Here is an 18,392-nt window from a genome sequence, read left to right as displayed (position 1 = left end):
TAATGGCTTTATAACAACGGCTTTACCGAAAGGGATCTGACGTGGGCAAGTACAAGGCGAACCTGGTGAAACATTCGGCGATCGTGCTCGCCGCCGCATGCGCGCTGGCGCTGGGTGGTTGCGCAACGCGCGGCCAACAGCCGATCGAGACGCAGGTGACCGACAGCCAATACCTGATCGGGCCGGGGGATGCCGTGAACATCATCGTCTGGCGCAATCCGGAAGTGTCGATGTCGGTGCCGGTGCGTCCGGACGGCAAGATCACGACGCCGCTCGTCGAAGACCTGCCGGCCGCCGGCAAAACCTCGACCGCGCTCGCCCGCGATATCGAAAAAGCCCTGTCCAAGTACATCCAGCAGCCCGTCGTCACCGTCGTCGTGACGACCTTCGTCGGCAATTACGACGAGCAGATCCGCGTGATCGGCCAGGCCACGAAGCCGCAGGCGCTGCCTTACCGCCGGAACATGAGTTTGATGGACGTGATGATCGCCGTCGGCGGCACCACGGAATTCGCGGCGGGCAATCGCGCCAGCCTGATCCGTAACGTGGATGGTAAACAACAACGGTTCAACGTTCGCCTCGACGACCTGATCAAAGAGGGCGACATTTCGGCCAACGTGCCGATGCGACCGGGTGACGTTCTGGTCATTCCGGAAAGTTTCTTCTGACAACAACGTCCGTCGATATTTTTTACATCACCCGGCGTTCCAACATACAATAGTAGTTGCTGGGTGGTACGGCACCAAAATAAGCACCTGATTTTAATGTAAGTTTTTCTTCCTGGCACCACGCTGGCGCAAAACTTGCTTGTTCAGGTACTGGTCGCCCTCAGTGAGCGCGACAACATTTTGGGGAACGCACGTGGCTACCGAAAATCAAAATAACGACAAGATTGAAACGGCGCCGTCCTTGACTCAACGCGGGGCGGCCCGTCGTCGCCTGGCCAAAATCGGCATGGGCGCCGGGGTTCTCGCGACGCTGGAAAGCAAGTCGGCGATGGCGTCGATGGTCTGTCGGGCGCCTTCGGGCTCGCTGTCGAACGGCCTGGCCGCCAGCCATTACGCGAACGGCAAGGCGCCTGCCTGCAACGGCTTATCGCCGGGCTACTGGAAGCAGCCGCAACATGCATGGCCGGTGTCGCGCGACCTGATGTTCACCAGCGTGTTCTACGCGGTGGGCAACGGCACGGCCTGCCCGGTCCGGGCCGATTCGTACAACAACGGCGACTGCTACAAGCCGGGCTCGTACTACTGCGCCAAGCTGGCGGACATGCTGAACCCGCAGGACTTCGACAACAACAATGTCGGCATGCACCTGGTGGCGGCTTACCTCAACCTGCAGGCGAAGTACATCGACTTCATCGAACTCACCGACCTGCAGACCATGTGGAGCGAGCTGCAGACCACGGGCCGCTACAGCCCGACCGCCGGCGTGTACTGGGACAATGCCCAGGTCGCTAACTACCTCAGCTCGATTCACGACTGACGGGCGGCGACACGCATGTGGCGTTTGACGCCTGGGCAGGCGCTGGCCTGCCGGGAATGGGATGGGGAAGCCGTGCTGTACAACGACTTGTCGGGCAGTACCCACCTGCTGGATGGTGCCGCGCTCGACCTGCTGCTCGCCTTGCGCGACGAACCCGCCGATGCCGCCACGCTGGCCGGCCGCCTGGCCGAACGCTTTGATGCCGGCGACGATGACCTCGTGTCCCTGATCGACGACATGCTGGCCGCGCTGGCCGGGCTGGACCTGATCGAACCATGCTGACGGTCGGTTCGCTGTCGCGCGCCGAACTGCGGGCGCGCCTGTCCGGCGACGGCCTCGTGTTGCGCACGGGCCCCTTCGCCAACCGCATCCGCAGCGACGTCCCGCCATTGATCGACAGCCTCGCGCTGATGTATGCCGATTATCCGGTCGAGCCGGACGGCGGCTTCGTCGACTTCCACCTCGATTTACGGCGCTCGGGCGGCCTGCGCCGCTGGTATCGTTCCCAGGTGCATTTTGCCTATGACGGCACGACGCCGTTCCAGCCGCTGCCGCTGGGGCAAGCGTATCCGATGCTGGAATGGACGATGAACTGGTGCGTCTCGCACCGCGCCCACGGCTATCTGATCATCCACGCGGCCGTGCTCGAAAAACATGGCCGCGCGATCATCCTGCCGGCGCCGCCCGGCTCCGGCAAGAGCACCCTGACGGCCGCCTTGCTGGGACACGGCTGGCGGCTGCTGTCGGACGAGATGACCCTCGTGCACCTCGACGACGGCGTGCTCGTGCCGCTGCCGCGCCCCGTCAGCCTCAAGAATGCCTCGATCGACATCATCCGCGCCTTCCGTCCCGACGCCGTGCTGAGCCGCCCCGTGGAAGAAACCACCAAGGGGACGATCGCCCACCTGAAGGCGCCGCGGGACAGCATCGCCCGTGCCCTGGAACCGGCCCGGCCCGCCTGCATCGTGTTCCCGCGCTGGGAGGCCGGCGCCGCCGTCGCATTGGAACCGCTGCCGAAAGCGCGCGCCTTCATGCAGGTGGCCGACAACAGCTTCAATTACCAGGTGCTGGGCGCGCGCGGTTTCATGGCGCTCGGCCGGCTGATCGACGCCAGCGACGCGTACACGTTCCGCTACAGCAGCCTGCCCGACGCGATGGCACTGTTCGAACGCCTGGCGCTGGGGACGGCATGACGCGCCTGCCGGTACTGGTGCGCGTGCTGCGCGATCCGGCCGTCGTGCGCGGCCTGGACGCGGCCGGCTGGGACTTGCTGCTGCGCCAGGCCGACGCCGCCAACCTCGATGCGTTCCTGCTCGTGCTGCTGGAAGATGCCAACCTGCTGGACACGGTTCCCGCCGCGCCGCGCGCGCACCTGGAGTGGACGCGCGCGGGCGCATCCGGCCATGCCCGGGCCGCGCGCTACGAAGTCCGCCAGATCGGCCGGGCGCTGGCGGATCTGGGATTGCCGCTGATCCTGCTCAAGGGCGCCGCGTATGCGATGGCCGGCCTGGACGCGGGCCGCGGACGGCTGTTTTCCGACATCGACATCCTCGTGCCCAAGACCCGCCTGCCCGAGGTCGAGGCGGCCCTCATGATGCACGGCTGGATCACCACCCACCACGATACCTACGACCAGCGTTACTATCGTGAATGGATGCACGAGCTGCCGCCGATGCAGCACGCGCGGCGCGGCAACTCGATCGACGTGCACCACGCGATCCTGCCGGAGACGGCGCCGGTGCGCCCCGACCCGGACAAGCTGCGCGCCGCGGCCAGGCCGATCGCCGGCGCGCCCGGCCTGGCCACGCTGGCCCCGGCCGACATGGTGCTGCACAGCGCCGTGCACCTGTTCTTCGACGGCGAATTCGACAAGGGCTTGCGCGACCTCGTCGACATGCACCGGCTGCTGCGGGAATTCGGCGCGCAGCCCGGGTTCTGGGACGCGCTGCCGGCGCGCGCGCGCGAACTCGAGCTGGGGCGGCCGCTGTTCTATGCGTTACGCTATTGCCCGCGCCTGCTCGGCACGGTCGTCCCGCCGGCGGTGCAGGCGGCCGTGGCCCCGGCGGGGCCGAATCCGGTCCTGTTGTGGCTGATGGACCGGTTGTTCGGGCGCGCGCTGCTGCCGCTGCATGTGAGCTGCGAGGGTACGTTCAGCAGCCTGGCGCGCTTTGCGCTGTACGTGCGCGGGAACTGGCTGCGCATGCCGCCGCTGCTGCTGGCGCGGCATCTGTTTCATAAAGCGTTTATCACGAAGCATGACGAGTCGCAGGCGGCCTGAACCTTTTAGGCGCGCCCGGCGACCCCAACTGGAGCGGCCACTGCCGGGGGAATATGTCGGAACCGTTTGATATCGACCAGGACTGGGACGCCGTCGTCGTCGGCACCGGCATGGGGGGCGCCACGCTCGGTTACGCGCTGGCGCGCGCCGGCCGTCGCGTGCTGTTCCTCGAAAAGGGCGCGGCCCACCCGGACCTCGTCGGCCGCTACGCCGAGGACGACTTCCCGCGGCCGGAAGTCCCGCAGCCGGCGCATCGGGACATCCTCGCGCGCGCCGGCCGCTATCCGGACCAGATCGTCGACCGCTCGGGTCCGCGCACCCAGCGCTTCGTGCCCTTCATCGGTTCCGGGGCGGGCGGTTCGAGTGCGCTGTACGGCATGGCGCTGGAACGCTTCTTCCCATCCGATTTCGCCGCCGCCGACCACTATCAAGCGCCGCCCGGGGCCGATCTGCCGCCGCGCTGGCCCGTCGCCTACGACGAGCTGGCACCGTACTACGACAAGGCCGAGCAATTGTTCCGGGTGCGCGGCACGGCGGACCCGCTGCGCGCGGACGGGCCGCGCGAGCATTTGCTGCCGTCTCCGCCGTTGACGCCGGGGTCCGCGGAACTGTTCGGCTTGTTCGAAGGCCGCGGCCTGCATCCGTACCGGTTGCCGCTGGCCTGCGAATTCGTCGACGGCTGCAGCGGTTGCCAGGGTTATCTGTGCGGCCGCGCCTGCAAGAACGACGCCGGCCGGATCTGCCTGCAACCGGCCTTGCGCGACCACGGCGCCCGCCTGCTCGACGATTGCGAGGTCGTGGCGCTGGAAGCCGACCGCAGCCGCGTGACGGGCGTCGTGTGCGAACGACGCGGCACGCGCTTCACCGTGCGTGCCCCCATCGTGGTGCTGGCCGCCGGCGCCCTCGAGACGCCGCGCATCCTGCTCGGCTCGGCGTCCGGCGCGTGGCCGCAAGGCCTCGCGAACGCGTCCGGCCTCGTCGGCAAATACCTGATGCGCCACCACATCGACCTGTACCTGGTCGAGCCGAAGCTCAAGGGTGAGTTCGACAATCGCCAAAAAGAGCTCGCCTTCAACGATTTTTATTTGTTGGACGGACAGAAACTCGGCTCCGTGCAATCCTTCGGCCGCCTGCCGCCGGCGGCCACCCTGGCGGCCTCCGTGGCCGACGACCTGCGCCAGGGACCGCTGCCGTGGGTGGCGCCGCTGTTCAAGCTGGCCAAGCCGTTCGTCATGCCGGTGCTCGACGGTCTCGTACATCGGCGCATGATCCTGGCAGCGACGCTCGAGGATTTCCCGTATGCCGACAACCGCGTCGAACCGGCGCGCGACGACGCGGAGAACGCCCGCCTGGCCATCGAATACCGCGTGCGCGACGCCGACCGCGCGCGCATCGCGGCGTTTCGCGCGCGGATGCGCGCGGTGTTCGCGGGCTACAGCGTCAAACTGATCAAGCAGGCCGAGAACAACCAGCGCATCGCCCACGTGTGCGGCACATGCCGGTTCGGCGACGATCCTGCGCAGAGCGTGCTCGACCGTAATAACCGCGCGCACGGGCTCGCCAACCTGTACGTCGTCGACAGCTCGTTCTTCCCGTCGTCCGGCGGCACCAACCCGAGCCTGACGATCGCGGCGAACGCCCTGCGCGTGGCGGATCACCTGCTGGCGCAGGCCTGATGCGGCTTTATTTATTCATCATTCATCGACAAGGAGATCGCCCATGCGGCTTTCCGACTTAAAAGGCCATTGGGCGCTGGTGACTGGCGCGTCGTCCGGCATCGGCGAGGAATTCGCCCGCCAGCTGGCGCAGGCCGGCATGCGGCTGGTGCTCGTGGCGCGGCGCGAAGAGCGGCTGCTGGCCGTCGTCAAGACGTTGCAGACGGAGTACGGCGTCGAGGCGCGGGCCATCGTGGCCGACCTGGCCGATCCGGCCGCCGTGGCGCGCATCCGTGCGGAACTCGACGGCGCGGGCATCCGCGTGCGTCTGCTGTGCAATAACGCTGGGGCAGGGCGCTGGGGACGGTTCGAGGCGACCGATGCGAGCGTCTACGACGAACTCAACACGCTCAACACGACCGCGCTCGTCGCGACGTGCCGCCGCTTCTTCGACCATCTGTCCTCGTTCCCGAGCAGTGCCGTGATCAATGTCTCGTCGGCCGCGGCCTACCAGCCGGTGCCGTACATGGCCGTGTACGCGGCCAGCAAAGCCTTCGTGCAGAGCTTCAGCCAGGCGCTGCATGGGGAGTGGAAGGAGCGCGGGATCCTCGTGCAGACGCTCGTGCCGGGCCCGACGGCCACCGAGTTCGACGCCAAGGCCGGCGCCTACGAGAGCGCCCTCGTCGAGCGCGATGCGCCGGCCGACGTCGTGCGGGCATCGCTGGCGGGACTGGAGCGCGACGTGCCCGTCGTGAACGCGGCCAAGGGGACGTACAAGCAGCGCGTGTTTGCCGGGCTGGCGCCGCACGCGATGGTCATCCGCGAAGTCGGCAAGATGTTCAAGCCGCCCGAAGGCAAGTGAAACGGCAATAAAAAAACCGCGGTCGAAACCGCGGTTTTTTCATGAGGCCGGTCCGAAAGGCGGATTAGGCCTTCGGAGCGCGACGACGACGCTGTGCGCCGACCAGACCCAGCATGCCCATGCCCAGCAGCATCATGGTGCCCGGTTCCGGCAGGGCGAAGGTGTTCGAACCGTCGACCTTGAAGACGATGTCGTGCGCGGTGTCAACGGTGTAATCCGGGAACAGGGCGCTGCCGCCTTTCTGGAAGTTCAGCGTAGCCGAGTTGCCAGCCGGGAAGTTCAGGTTCGATTCGAAGTTGATGCCGAACAGCAGGTGCGTCACGCCCTGCAGGTAGGCCGGGTCGATGAAGTCGCCAGCCTGGACGATGTCTGCGTTCAGCTTGGTCGAACCCTGGCCGCCGGCGCCAGCGATCGTGAAGGTCGACTGGGTGTTGGTCGGCACGATGGTCAGCAGGGCGATCAGCTGGCCGTCGTCGAAACCGGTGCCGCCGGTGGTCGAGGCGTTGGCGGCGGTGTCGTAGTAGATCGCGACTTTGTTGTCGGCAGCGGTGCCGCCCAGACCGAAGGTAGCGGTCGTGCCTGCCAGGCTCGTGACTTTTTCGGTCAGCTTGGCGACGATCGTGAATTCGAAGGCCTTGCCGGCGCCTTTGGTGCCGTTGGCGTTGAAGTCCAGGCCCGAGTCGAACGTGTTCGTCGTGTTGCCGTCGATGCTGGCCAGGTTCGACTGGTACAGGAACTGGAAGTTCTGGCCAACGCTCAGCGGCGAGCCGAACGGGCCGACGCCTTTCGCAACACCGCTACCGGTCGTGTTCCAGTCCAGGGTCGTGGCATCCGATGCCAGGACGTTGGTGCCATCCTTCAGGGTGAAAGCTTGTGCCGACGATGCGGCGAGTGCGAAACCAAGGGCGGCTGCGACCGGGATCAGCTTGCGAAACGACTTCTTCATATTGGCTCCAAGTAATCTGCTGGTTAAATTTGTCGGGGGGAGTAGCCCGTTGTAATTGCGGGCTTATACCTACACTAAAGCAATCCCCGTGCCAGCTCGATTTACTCTGTTTAGAATCAAGGACTTAAGCAGTAAAACAAGAGAAATCGTAAGTCACCAGACGCGCGGTGTAAAAAATTCCGACAGCCAATTAATCGACGTTGGACAGCGCAGCGCTGTCGTCGCCCACCCTGTGCGCCGGCGCAAACCGGTGGAAAGCACGCACGCCTTCCAGGAAGGCGGCCATGCGTTGCGGCGCCGGATAAGCGGCGAAGGCATCGGCCACGCGCCGCGCCGCGGCCGTCATGGCCGGATCGTCGAGCATCGCGCGCACCTGGCGCGTCAGTTTCTTGGCGCGGAAGCGATCGGCGCGCAGCAACGCACCGGCGCCGGCCTTGATGACGCCGCTCATGTTCAGGAATTGGTCGAGATTGCCGGCGACGCCCAGCACCGGCACGCCGGCGGCCAGGGCCTGCTGGCTGGTCGGACTGCCGCCGTTGCACACGACCAGGCTGGCGCGCTGCGCCGCCAGGTCGCCCGGCAGGTAGGGCGCGACGAACGCGTTCGCCAGCGCGCTCGCCACGTCGATCGTCCCGGCCGTGGCCGCGATGACCGTCACCGGCAGCGGCGCCAGCGCTTCCAGCACGAGCGGCAGCAGGCGGCCCTGGCCGGAACTGCCGAGCGTGACGTAGACGATGGGTTTGTCTTCCGGCACCCTGTCCCACCACTCGGGCTTGGCAAGCGGCGGCGCCCAGATGATGGGGCCGATGTACGCATGCTGCTGCGGCAGGCTTTTTGGCGGGAACAGGTCGGGGACGTCGGCGTACATGCTGTAGTCCGCATCCGTGTACACCTTGCGCAGGTCGGCGCCCAGCGAGGGCAGCCCGTATTTGCGGCGCACGCGGTTGAGCGGGACGGAATGCGAGGCGAAGGCGACCGGACGCGCCATGCGGAAGATCGCATTCGCGATGCGGATCGGCAGGAGGCGCGTCAGCGGGATGTGCGGCACGGCGTAATGCTGCACGACGTACGGGCTCCAGTACGCGTTCATCAGCGACACGTACGGAATCCGGCGCAGCCGCGCGCTGACGGACAGCGACAGGCGGAAGTCGCCGACGACGATGTCGGGGCGGACCGCGTCCAGCACGCGCAGGTCGTCTTCCACGTAGCCGGTGAGGGTCGCCGTGTTGTACACCGGCTTGCCGCCCGCGAGCGCGTCAAGGAATTGCTGGCTGGGAATGCTGTGGATGGTCCAGCGGGTGAATTGCGTCCCGTTGAAACAGAAGTCATAGCCTTCGGCGCAGGCGAAATGCACGTCGAAGCGTGCCGGATCGAGGGATTGCGCGAGCGCGATGGGACGTCCGACGTGGGCCAGCGTCACGGCTTCCGCAAAGAACAGGATTTTGATACGTTCCATAGGGGCGTTGATCGTGAAAGGGTTGCGGGAACGTGCCGGGCGAACGACGCCGGCGGTGCGGGAAGGCCCGCGCCGCCGGTTTATTTCATCAGTTCTTCGAGCGGCTTGCGCAGCGAACGGGCCTGGGGTGCGGGACCGGCGCCGAGGCGGCCCATGAAGACCGGATGACCGTTGCCGGTGCCGATCAGCTTGTGCAGGCGCTGCTGCAATTGCCGCGCCGCGCCATGCAGTTTCTCGACGGTCGAGAACGATTCGCCGTGCTGCACGTAGGCGGAAAAAATCAGCGGCGTCATCTCGGGCTGCATGGCCAGTCCCAGGTGGGTGAGCGTGAGCCAGAAGCGCTGCACGGCGCGGCCGGCGGCGACGTGGTCCTCGACGGTCTCCGGCGCGCGTTTGGCCATGATGACGAAGTGCGCAGCGCAGCGCAGACCCGGCACGAGGTCCATCTGCAGGCGCGGCGCCCAGGTGCCCATCAGGCGGTTCATCGTGGACAGGCGGCCCCAGCTGACCATCGCCCATTTCATCAGGCGCAAGGTGGCGGCGTCGACGCCCAGGGCCTGGTCGGGCACGCGGTCGGGGCTGTGGCGCGCGTTCCAGTGGATGATGCGGCGATGCACCTCGTAGGCTTCCGGCATGGTCAGGCGCAGCTTGGCGTTCGAAAACATCAGGCGCGCGGCGGCCATCTTGCCGCCGAAGCCTTCGATCCAACGCACGTCGTAGCCGTCGCCGACGGCATCTTCGAGGGCGCGTTTTTCCTCGGGCAGCAGGGCGCGCGTGCTCATCGCGCGGCGCTGCACGCTGCGGGTCGTGATCGCGGCGATGAGCGGACTCGGCGTTACTGCCGCATCCTGCACGAAACGCACGTCGAACACGGGCAGGTGATCCTGATCGTCCGGACGCCGGGTGATCTCGGTGCGCAGGCCGTGGGCGGTGGCGGCGATCGCCATCGTTTCCAGCAGGGTGCCGTGCGACAGCTGGCTCGGGCGGCCGCGGAAGTCGTACACGGTATCCTCGCGCGTGTCGTAAAAGTGCACGGCGACGTGGTCGGGGCCGAGCACTTCGAAACGCCAGACCTGGGTGTTGTCGCCGCTCGGCGCCCAGCGTGCCAGCTCGAGGATGTCGTGGATCGTCTGCGGGAGGTTCATGCCTGTACCGCTTTCCCTGCCAGCTGGCGTGTCATCTGGCGCTTGCCGACGGCGATCATCAGTCGGTGCAGCGGATTGCCGTTGCCGCCCGGGCGCCAGGTATGGGCCAGCTTGTTGCGATAGGCATCGAACTGCACGCCGTGCGGTGCGGCCAGGACCTTGCCGCGTCCGAGCAGGATCTTGAGCGCCTCGGTGGCGACGATGCCGGCGCACAACTGGCACGCCATGAAGGTCGACGGACCGCGGCGCTCCACGAAGTTGACGGCGTCCGGCACCACGAGATAGGGACGATGCAGGCCGGCCGGCGCGAGGCCGACGACGAAGCGGATTGCCTTGTCCAGTTCTGGCAGGTCGCCCCACTGGAAATACTCCTCGAACGTCATCTGCCCCGGCATGAAGTTCAGCAGGGCGGCGCCCATGCCCAGCGGCGCGGCCGTCGTGGCCGGGATGCCGAGGCGGGCGCAGGCGGCGAACGTCTGCTGGCGGGCGTCGAAGGCAAAGAAGTCGAGCGCGTCGACGTACAGGTCGACACCGTCCAGGAATTGATCGAGATTGCCCTGGTTGACGCCATCAGGAAAGATCTTGATGTCGATTTCGGGATTGATGTCCTTGGCCATGCGGGCCAGGACCTCGGCCTTGGGCTGGCCGACCGTCGACATCATGGCGCCGACCTGGCGGTTGAAGTTGACGATGTCGAAGGTGTCGAAATCGGCGATATGAAATTTTGTCACGCCCAGGCGCGCCAGGGTCAGCAGGTGTACGCCGCCGACCCCGCCGCCGCCGGCGATGGCGACGCGCTTGCCGCGCAGGGTCTGCTGTTCTGCCGGCGTCACCCAGCCGATATTGCGCGAAAACGCCTGTTCATAGCGGAACGGATTTGTCATTGATGAGGAAAAACGGTTTTATCGATAAAAGGGCCGCGGCGACGTGATCTGCAACGCACAGCCCTTTTATGCGTGCTGTTCGTCCATGCGCAGGAGGCGATTGATGATGCCTCGTTCTTCGCGCGGCGAGAAGAAATAGGGATAAAACGAACGTTCGGACACGTTGTTATCGGCGCTAAATGTGCCGCCGAATTTCTGGATCTGTTCCGTTACAAATTCCAGATTTACCCGCAACAGGTAGGCCGGTGCCTCGACGCGCGGGTTGATTTTCAGTTCGCCCTCCTGCTGGAAACCGAGCATGCGTTCGTAAAAACGGCGATGGCGCGGGTTCACTTCGATGACGATATCCGTACATTGGTGGATGTCGCGGGCGTAGATCACGGCCAGGTGAAACAGGTTGGCCAGCGAAGTCTTCGAACGTACCGATGGGTCGAACGCCAGCTTCGTGAACTCGCACAGGCGCGCGCCATAGTTGCGGTGTGCGTCCAGCTCCTCCTTGAAGATCTGGTCTGCCATCAGGCCGATCGGCGAGTCGATACCGATCGTGAGCGTACCGACCACGTCGCCCTTGTCGGTGGCGGTGAGGGTAATGCGATTCGGGTCGTCGCTGAATTGGTGCGTGCCGGAGTAACCACGCCAGGCATACATCTTGTTGATCAGCATACTTGCCGAATTTCGCCCGTCCGCAGTATCGGTAAGCCGGATTCCATACGAATCGTGGTTCACGATGACATCCTCATATTGCGAGGGCGTCATATTATCGCGATCGCTGAAATCATGAGCGTCCGATAGGGATGCGGCCGAACTACCCTCTGGATCCTTGAAATCGTCGAAAGTCGTCATCGCAGGATTCCCCAATTGTTTAAAAACGCCCGCGTGCGGCGGACGGAAGTTCCGGACCCCGGCCCTGGCGCTGCCGGGCACGGATTATTATTTATTTATTAATGTATATTAGCTTCTTACAAAGCCTTTAGCAATGCGCGCGCTTCATCTGCCTGGGCGAACGATTTATCGGTCGCCAGAAGCTTGTCGAGCTCCTTGCGCGCGCCCGCCTTGTCGCCGGATTTGCTCAGGCCCACCGCCAGGTGGTAGCGCACTTCCGACGAGTTCGGCGCCAGGCCGCTGGCCTTCTGCAGCAGCGGCACGCCGCGGCTCGTATTGCCTTGCTCGACCAGCAGCCAGCCCAGCGTGTCCATGATGCCGGGGTTGTTGTCCGCCAGCTTGTACGCCTGCTCGGCAGTCGGCAGGGCTCGCGGATCTTTTTCTTGTTGGTAAGCGTAGGCCAGGTTGTTCAGTGCGGCCGCGTTGTTCGGGATGCGCTTGACGACGTCTTCCAGGCGCGCGATCGCCGCCTTGTAATCCTTGGCGGCCAGGCTGTTCTCGGACACGTACATGCCGGTCAGGACGTCATCCGGGTGTTCCTTGAGCCACTGGGCCGCGCGTGCCTGCGCTTCCTTGCCTTTGCCGGCCAGCGTCATGGCCTGCAGGGATTTCACGAAGATTTGCGGCGCCTTGTCGAGCGCCAATGCCTTGTCGTAGGCCGGCAGCGCTTGCGCCGGCTTCTTCTGCGCCATCAGCACGTCGCCTTCGGTTGCGTAGCCGACGGGCGACTTGGCGTTGGTCTTCTGGATCTCGCGGGCAAAGGCCAGGGCCTCGTCCGCGTGGCCCATGCGCATGGCCAGCTCGACCTGGGCCAGGCGGGCGGCGACCAGGTCCGGCTGCAGGTCGACGGCGCGCTTGAGGTCCTCGACCGCGGCATTATTGTTCTGCATCAGCATGTGCACACCGGCCAGGCGCAGGTGCGGCGCGGCCGATTTCGGCACCAGGTTCACCAGCTTGCTGTAGGTTTCCAGCGCGCCGGCCGTGTCCTTGTTGGCGATCTGGGCCTGGCCCAGCAGTTCCACCAGCTCGGGATTGGTCGGGTTGGCGGTCTGGAACTTGCGTGCCAGGGTCAGCGCTTTTTGCGGCTGTCCCGTACGCAGGTAGTGCCGGCCGAGCGTGATCGCGGGGACCACCGAATTCGGATTCGAATTGCTGGCTTTCTCGAACCACGTCGTCGCCTCGGCGGCATGATTCTGCATCATCGCCAGTTCACCCAGGGCGCGCATGGCGTCGGCGTTGTTCGGTTCCTTCTGCAGGACTTTTTCGTAGCGCTGCTTGGCGGCGTCGGGTTTCTTTTCGACGAGGTCCAGGCGCGCCAGGTTCTGCACGGCCGGAATGAAGGTCGGCTGTATGGCCACGGCCTTGTCGAGCGCGGCGCGGGCGGCGGGAACATCGCCCCTCACCATGTTGACCGCACCTTTCAGCGTCAGCACCTGGGGATTGTCGGGCTGCTGCTTTTCGAGGGCGTCGATGGCGGCCAGGGCCTTGTCGTAGTGCTTGAGGCTGACTTCTGTCTGGACCAGCGCCATCGTCGCGTGCGCCGATTTCGGATCGAGCTCGGTGGCCATTTCCAGTTCGGACAGGCCGCGTGCCTGGTCGCCCTGGGCCAGCTTGGACAGGCCGAGCGAAGTGCGCAAGCCGGCCGCCTTGGGCGCCAGCACAGCGGCTTTTTCCAGGTAGGCACTGGCTTTGTTGAAGTCATGTACCTGCATATAGGTTTCACCGGCCAGCGCCAGGACCTGCGGATCGTCCGCCGCGCTCTTGAGGGCCGGTGCCAGCGTGGCGGCCGCGTCGGCCGGCTGGGCGCTCCTGAGCTGGACCTGGGCCAGCAGCTTGCGGGCATAGACGTCGTCCGGATTGCTTTCCAGATATTTACGCAGGTGCTGGTCGGCCTGTTGCAGGGAGCCGAGATTCAGTTCGGATGCACCGGTCAGCAGGATGCTGGGCATGTGGTCGGGGGCGACTTTCAGCACGCGTTGCAGGGCATCCTGGGCGGCCTGGTATTTACCTTGCGAGAATTCGTACAGCGCACGGGTGTACGTCACGAGCAAATTGCCCGGAGCATTCTTCTCGGCGGCATCGATTTCCGTTTTTGCATCCGGGAACTTGCCGCGGGTGATGTCGATGTATGCCTTTTCGATATGCGCGGTACGATGGTGCGGATTTAACGCCAGCGCCTGATCGAATGCGGCGATCGCCTCGTCGGCCTTGCCCTGGGTGCGCAGCATGGTGCCGCGCGCCATGAAGACATCCGGATTCTTGGGGTCCTTGGCCACCGCCTCATCGATATAGTGTGTGGCGGCATCCCTGTCGTGCTTGGCGATGGCATAGCGCGCCAGGCCGAGCAGCGCATCGCCCGAATTGGCGTTCAGCGCCAGGGCCTGGTCGAACGCCTGCTTGGCCTCGTCGAGCTTGCCGGTTGCCAGCAGGGCTTCGCCGCGCAGCGCCAGCAGCGGCGCCGACTTGGCGGCCGCCTCAGGCGTGACGTCGTCGAGGATTTCCTTGAATTTGCCTTGCTGCGACATCGCCTTGCTCAGCAGGGGCAGCACGCGGTCGGCCGCGATACCGGCCGAGCGGGCTTTACGGAATTCCTTTTCGGCCGAGGCGAAATCGCCCATGCCGAGTTCCAGGCTGCCCAGCTCGATGCGCGCTTCGCCGTTTTCCGGGCTCTTTTCGACGGCATTCTTGAGCTGGATCATTGCCGACTTCAGGTCACCCTTTTGCTGGTACTGTTTGGCATCGGTCAGCAGCTGTTCGGTCGACTGCGTGGAGCGACCGCAGGCGGACAGCCCTGCTACCATGAAAGCGCCGGACAGGATGGCAGCAGTGAGTTTGAGCTTGTTCGGGTGACGCGGCATCTGGATTCCTCGAGATATGGTTCGTGTCCGCATTGATGTGCGGATTCCTCTTCAACAATAATACCTGAAGGAATAGTAACAAAGCCGTACAAGTTGGACGTCTTGTTGCAAATCCCCCCATCAAAGTGGTAGAAGTCGCTCCCTTTTGACGCGATATCTCGTCGATATGACGCTCATCTTACTTCTCCGGGCCACTGCCGCCCTTGCGCAGGCGGCTCAGCAGGGCTTCGACATTGTCCCCGACGGGCAAGCCATGGCGACGTAACAATTGCACGTGCAATACCAGATTCTCGAGCACGAGCTTGGCCGACACGGCCAGCAGCGTCATCAGGCGGTCTTCGGTACTGAAATTTTCCATCGAGGCAGCCATCTCGCACAGGTGGCTGGCGACCAGCTGGCGCAGGTCGTCGTCGGGGAAGGGCAGGTCCGCGAAGTCGATCGGATCTTCCTGTTCGACTTCGCGCATGAGGGCGGCGAGTTGTTGCGGCTGGATCGGCATGAATGGCTCCGTGGTGGTCCCGGAACCATTCTACCGGGGGCTCACATATTGCGACGATATTGTCCGCCGACCTCGAACAGCGCCGTCGTGATCTGCCCCAAGGAACACACGCGCACGGCATCCATCAGGCGTGCAAACACGTTCTCGTTGTCGATGGCGGCTTGCTGCAGCGCAGCAAGGGCAGCCGGTGCCGCGTCCGCGTGGCGCTGGTGGAAGTCTTGCAGGCGGGAGAGCTGCGACTGCTTTTCGTCGTCCGTGGAGCGCGCCAGTTCGATCGTCGCCGGTGCCTGGGCACCCTTGGGATTGCGGAACGTATTGACGCCGACGATGGGCAGCGAGCCATCGTGCTTGCGGTGCTCGTACAGCATCGACTCTTCCTGGATCTTGCCGCGCTGGTAGCCCGTCTCCATCGCACCCAGCACGCCGCCGCGTTCGGCGATGCGTTCGAATTCCTGCAGCACGGCTTCCTCGACGAGGTCGGTCAATTCCTCGAGGATGAACGAGCCCTGGTTCGGATTCTCGTTCTTGGCCAGGCCCCATTCGCGGTTGATGATCAATTGGATGGCCAGCGCGCGGCGCACGGACTCGTCGGTCGGGGTCGTGATCGCCTCGTCGTACGCATTCGTGTGCAGCGAGTTGCAGTTGTCGTAGATCGCGATCAGCGCCTGCAAGGTCGTGCGGATGTCGTTGAAGTCGATCTCCTGCGCGTGCAGCGAGCGGCCGGACGTCTGGATGTGGTATTTCAGTTTTTGCGAGCGGTCGTTGGCGCCGTACTTGTCGCGCATCGCGACGGCCCAGATGCGGCGCGCCACGCGGCCCAGCACCGTGTATTCCGGGTCCATCCCGTTCGAGAAGAAGAATGACAGGTTCGGCGCGAAGTCGTCGATGTGCATGCCGCGTGCGAGATAGGCTTCGACAAAGGTAAAACCGTTCGACAGCGTGAAGGCCAGCTGCGAGATCGGGTTCGCGCCCGCTTCCGCGATGTGGTAGCCGGAGATCGACACGGAATAAAAATTGCGCACCTGGTTCTGGACGAAGTATTCCTGGATGTCGCCCATCACCTTCAGCGAGAACTCCGTCGAGAAGATGCAGGTGTTCTGGCCCTGGTCTTCCTTGAGGATGTCCGCCTGGACGGTGCCGCGCACGTTCGCGAGCACCCAGGCGCGGATCTTGTCCGCTTCTTCGGCCGCGGGGCGACGTCCATTCTCGCGCTCGAACCGGTCCATCTGCTGGTCGATCGCGGTGTTCATGAACATCGCGAGGATGGTCGGCGCCGGGCCGTTGATCGTCATCGACACGGACGTGGAAGGGCTGCACAAATCAAACCCGTCGTACAGCACTTTCATGTCGTCCAGCGTCGCGATCGACACGCCGGAGTTGCCGACCTTGCCGTAGATGTCCGGCCGCAGCGCCGGGTCGGCGCCGTACAGGGTGACGGAGTCGAACGCGGTCGACAGGCGCTTCGCGTCCATCCCTTGCGAGACCAGTTTGAAACGGCGGTTGGTGCGGAACGCGTCGCCTTCGCCGGCGAACATGCGGGTCGGGTCCTCGCCCTCGCGTTTGAACGGGAACACGCCGGCCGTGTACGGGAAGGCACCCGGCACGTTTTCCAGCATCAGGAAGCGCAGGATCTCGCCGTGGTCCTCGAAGCGGGGCAGGGCGACCTTGCGCACCTTGTTGCCGGACAGGGTGGTGTAGGTGAGATTCGTGCGGATTTCCTTGTCGCGGATCTTGACGACGTGCTCGTCGCCGGCATAGGTCTCCTGCAGCTGCGGCCAGGACGCGAGCAGTTTTTTCGCTTCGCCGTCCATCGCGTCGTCGCGTTCCGTGATCAGGTCGTCGAGGACCACTTCACGGTTGGCGGCGGCCAGCATGCGCTTCGTTTCGGTGAGCTGCTGGCGTTCGCGCGCGAGTTTCACCTGGCGGCCGACGTTGCGGTGGTAGCCGCGCACGCTGTCCGCGATCTCGGCCAGGTAGCGCGTGCGCGCGGGCGGCACGATCACGTTCTTGCCGCTCGAGTATTTGGTGGCGGGCCGGGGCAGCCTGGATGCTTCGGTTTTCAGGCCGAAGCCGGCCAGCGCCGGCAACAGGCCGAGGTACAAGGCCGTTACGCCGTCGTCGTTGAAGCGCGACGCCTGCGTGCCGTAGACGGGCATCTCGTCCGGCGACTTGCTCCACGATTCCTTGTTGCGCTGGACCTGCTTGGCCACGTCGCGCAGCGCGTCCTGGGCGCCCTTGCGGTCGAACTTGTTGATGGCGATGAAGTCGGCGAAGTCCAGCATGTCGATCTTTTCGAGCTGCGATGCGGCGCCGAATTCCGGCGTCATCACGTACATCGACACGTCCACGTGCGGCACGATGGCGGCATCGCCCTGGCCGATGCCCGACGTCTCGACGATGACGAGATCGAAGCCCGCGACCTTGCACGCGGCGATCACGCCAGGCAGCGCCTGCGAAATCTCCGAACCCGCTTCGCGCGTGGCGAGCGAACGCATGAACACGCGGGCCCGCATTTCCCCATCCTTGTTCCACGGGTTGATCGCATTCATGCGGATGCGGTCGCCCAGCAAGGCGCCGCCGGATTTGCGGCGCGACGGGTCGATCGAAATCACGGCGATGTTCAGGCGGTCGCCCTGGTCGAGGCGGATGCGGCGAATGAGTTCATCCGTCAGCGACGATTTACCCGCGCCGCCCGTGCCCGTGATGCCCAGCACGGGCACTTGCAGGCCTTCGGCCGTGTCCATGATGCGCTTGCGCAGCTCGGCGCTGGCTTTACCGTTTTCCAGCGCCGTGATCAGCTGCGCGAGGGGGCGGTGTCGCTGCTCGATCGATCCCGTCTGCAGCGGCTCGAGCGTGGTCGGCGCATAGGGCGACAGGTCGACGTCGCAGGCTTCCAGCATAGCCCGGATCATGCCGACGAGGCCCATGCGCTGGCCGTCTTCCGGCGAAAAGATGCGCGTGACGCCATAGGCATGCAGCTCTTCGATCTCGTGCGGGACGATGACGCCGCCGCCGCCGCCGAACACCTTGATGTGGGCGCCGCCGCGCTGGCGCAGCAGGTCGATCATGTATTTGAAATATTCGACATGGCCGCCCTGGTAGCTGGAGATGGCGATGCCCTGCACGTCCTCGGCGAGCGCCGCGGTGACGACGTCGTCGACCGAGCGGTTATGGCCCAGGTGTACGACTTCGGCGCCATTCGTCTGCAGGATGCGGCGCATGATGTTGATCGAGGCGTCGTGGCCGTCGAACAGCGAGGCGGCGGTGACGAAACGGACTTTGTTGGACAGTTTGGCGTGTTCCGGCAGGTCGAGCTTGGCGGCGGACGTGATGTCGTTCATGGTGTTCCCTGGAAAACGGAAGCGAACTTTTGGTTCTTTGTACGGTATATGACGTTAACGTAAACGTCAAGAATGGCGCATTGATGTGCTCCGCGTGGGCA

15 protein-coding genes are annotated in these 18,392 nt (G+C 64.8%); 7 read left to right on the top strand and 8 right to left on the bottom strand.

What is annotated here, in order from left to right:
• Window positions 1-41: 41 nt before the first annotated feature.
• From ASC93_RS17645 to ASC93_RS17615, 7 genes are all read left to right on the top strand, one after another.
• On the top strand, window positions 42-668 hold the full coding sequence (locus tag ASC93_RS17645; protein ID WP_082548125.1) for an XrtA/PEP-CTERM system exopolysaccharide export protein: 627 nt from the start codon (window positions 42-44) through the stop codon (window positions 666-668).
• A 286-nt stretch (window positions 669-954) separates the two neighbouring features.
• Window positions 955-1,485 (top strand): hypothetical protein, encoded by a 531-nt coding sequence (locus ASC93_RS17640; RefSeq protein ID WP_056445045.1) that lies wholly within the window; start codon window positions 955-957, stop codon window positions 1,483-1,485.
• A 15-nt stretch (window positions 1,486-1,500) separates the two neighbouring features.
• A complete protein-coding gene (locus tag ASC93_RS17635; RefSeq protein ID WP_056445041.1) occupies window positions 1,501-1,767 on the top strand; it encodes an HPr-rel-A system PqqD family peptide chaperone in 267 nt (88 codons plus the stop codon).
• Window positions 1,761-2,678 carry an HprK-related kinase A gene (locus ASC93_RS17630; protein ID WP_056445037.1) on the top strand — a complete coding sequence of 306 codons (918 nt, stop codon included), beginning with the start codon at window positions 1,761-1,763 and terminating at the stop codon, window positions 2,676-2,678. The genes ASC93_RS17635 and ASC93_RS17630 overlap by 7 nt, the downstream gene beginning before the upstream one ends.
• Window positions 2,675-3,763, top strand: coding sequence for a nucleotidyltransferase family protein (locus tag ASC93_RS17625; protein WP_056445036.1), 1,089 nt, complete (start codon window positions 2,675-2,677; stop codon window positions 3,761-3,763). Before ASC93_RS17630 ends, ASC93_RS17625 begins: the two co-directional genes overlap by 4 nt.
• Before the next feature lie 53 nt (window positions 3,764-3,816).
• Window positions 3,817-5,439 (top strand): GMC oxidoreductase, encoded by a 1,623-nt coding sequence (locus ASC93_RS17620; protein WP_056445031.1) that lies wholly within the window; start codon window positions 3,817-3,819, stop codon window positions 5,437-5,439.
• A gap of 43 nt (window positions 5,440-5,482) precedes the next feature.
• A complete protein-coding gene (locus ASC93_RS17615) occupies window positions 5,483-6,280 on the top strand; it encodes an SDR family oxidoreductase (protein ID WP_056445028.1) in 798 nt (265 codons plus the stop codon).
• A gap of 64 nt (window positions 6,281-6,344) precedes the next feature.
• On the opposite strand, the gene ASC93_RS17610 is transcribed toward ASC93_RS17615, so the two are convergent.
• The 8 genes from ASC93_RS17610 to icmF form a co-directional block, all read right to left on the bottom strand.
• Window positions 6,345-7,226 carry a PEP-CTERM sorting domain-containing protein gene (locus ASC93_RS17610; protein WP_056445027.1) on the bottom strand — a complete coding sequence of 294 codons (882 nt, stop codon included), beginning with the start codon at window positions 7,224-7,226 and terminating at the stop codon, window positions 6,345-6,347.
• 190 nt (window positions 7,227-7,416) lie between these two features.
• Window positions 7,417-8,682, bottom strand: coding sequence for a glycosyltransferase (locus ASC93_RS17605; RefSeq protein ID WP_157201981.1), 1,266 nt, complete (start codon window positions 8,680-8,682; stop codon window positions 7,417-7,419).
• 80 nt (window positions 8,683-8,762) lie between these two features.
• A complete protein-coding gene (locus tag ASC93_RS17600; protein ID WP_056445024.1) occupies window positions 8,763-9,827 on the bottom strand; it encodes a molybdopterin biosynthesis protein MoeY in 1,065 nt (354 codons plus the stop codon).
• Window positions 9,824-10,711 (bottom strand): ThiF family adenylyltransferase, encoded by an 888-nt coding sequence (locus ASC93_RS17595; RefSeq protein WP_056445018.1) that lies wholly within the window; start codon window positions 10,709-10,711, stop codon window positions 9,824-9,826. Before ASC93_RS17595 ends, ASC93_RS17600 begins: the two co-directional genes overlap by 4 nt.
• 66 nt (window positions 10,712-10,777) lie before the next feature.
• Window positions 10,778-11,554, bottom strand: coding sequence for an N-acetyltransferase (locus tag ASC93_RS17590; protein WP_229412768.1), 777 nt, complete (start codon window positions 11,552-11,554; stop codon window positions 10,778-10,780).
• 116 nt (window positions 11,555-11,670) lie between these two features.
• On the bottom strand, window positions 11,671-14,451 hold the full coding sequence (gene prsT / locus ASC93_RS17585; RefSeq protein ID WP_056445015.1) for an XrtA/PEP-CTERM system TPR-repeat protein PrsT: 2,781 nt from the start codon (window positions 14,449-14,451) through the stop codon (window positions 11,671-11,673).
• A 178-nt stretch (window positions 14,452-14,629) separates the two neighbouring features.
• Window positions 14,630-14,950: a hypothetical protein gene (locus ASC93_RS17580; protein WP_056445012.1), complete on the bottom strand. Its 321-nt coding sequence runs from the start codon at window positions 14,948-14,950 to the stop codon at window positions 14,630-14,632.
• Window positions 14,951-14,991: 41 nt separating this feature from the next.
• Complete coding sequence (icmF, locus tag ASC93_RS17575; protein ID WP_056445010.1) at window positions 14,992-18,291, bottom strand: fused isobutyryl-CoA mutase/GTPase IcmF; 3,300 nt, start codon at window positions 18,289-18,291, stop codon at window positions 14,992-14,994.
• Between the last annotated feature and the right edge of the window lie 101 nt (window positions 18,292-18,392).

The organism is Massilia sp. Root335, assembly GCF_001425685.1.
GTDB classification, from domain to species: Bacteria; Pseudomonadota; Gammaproteobacteria; order Burkholderiales; family Burkholderiaceae_D; genus Telluria; species Telluria luteola.
Note: the sequence above shows the minus strand (reverse complement) of the source record. Positions and strands in the feature narration are given on the sequence as shown.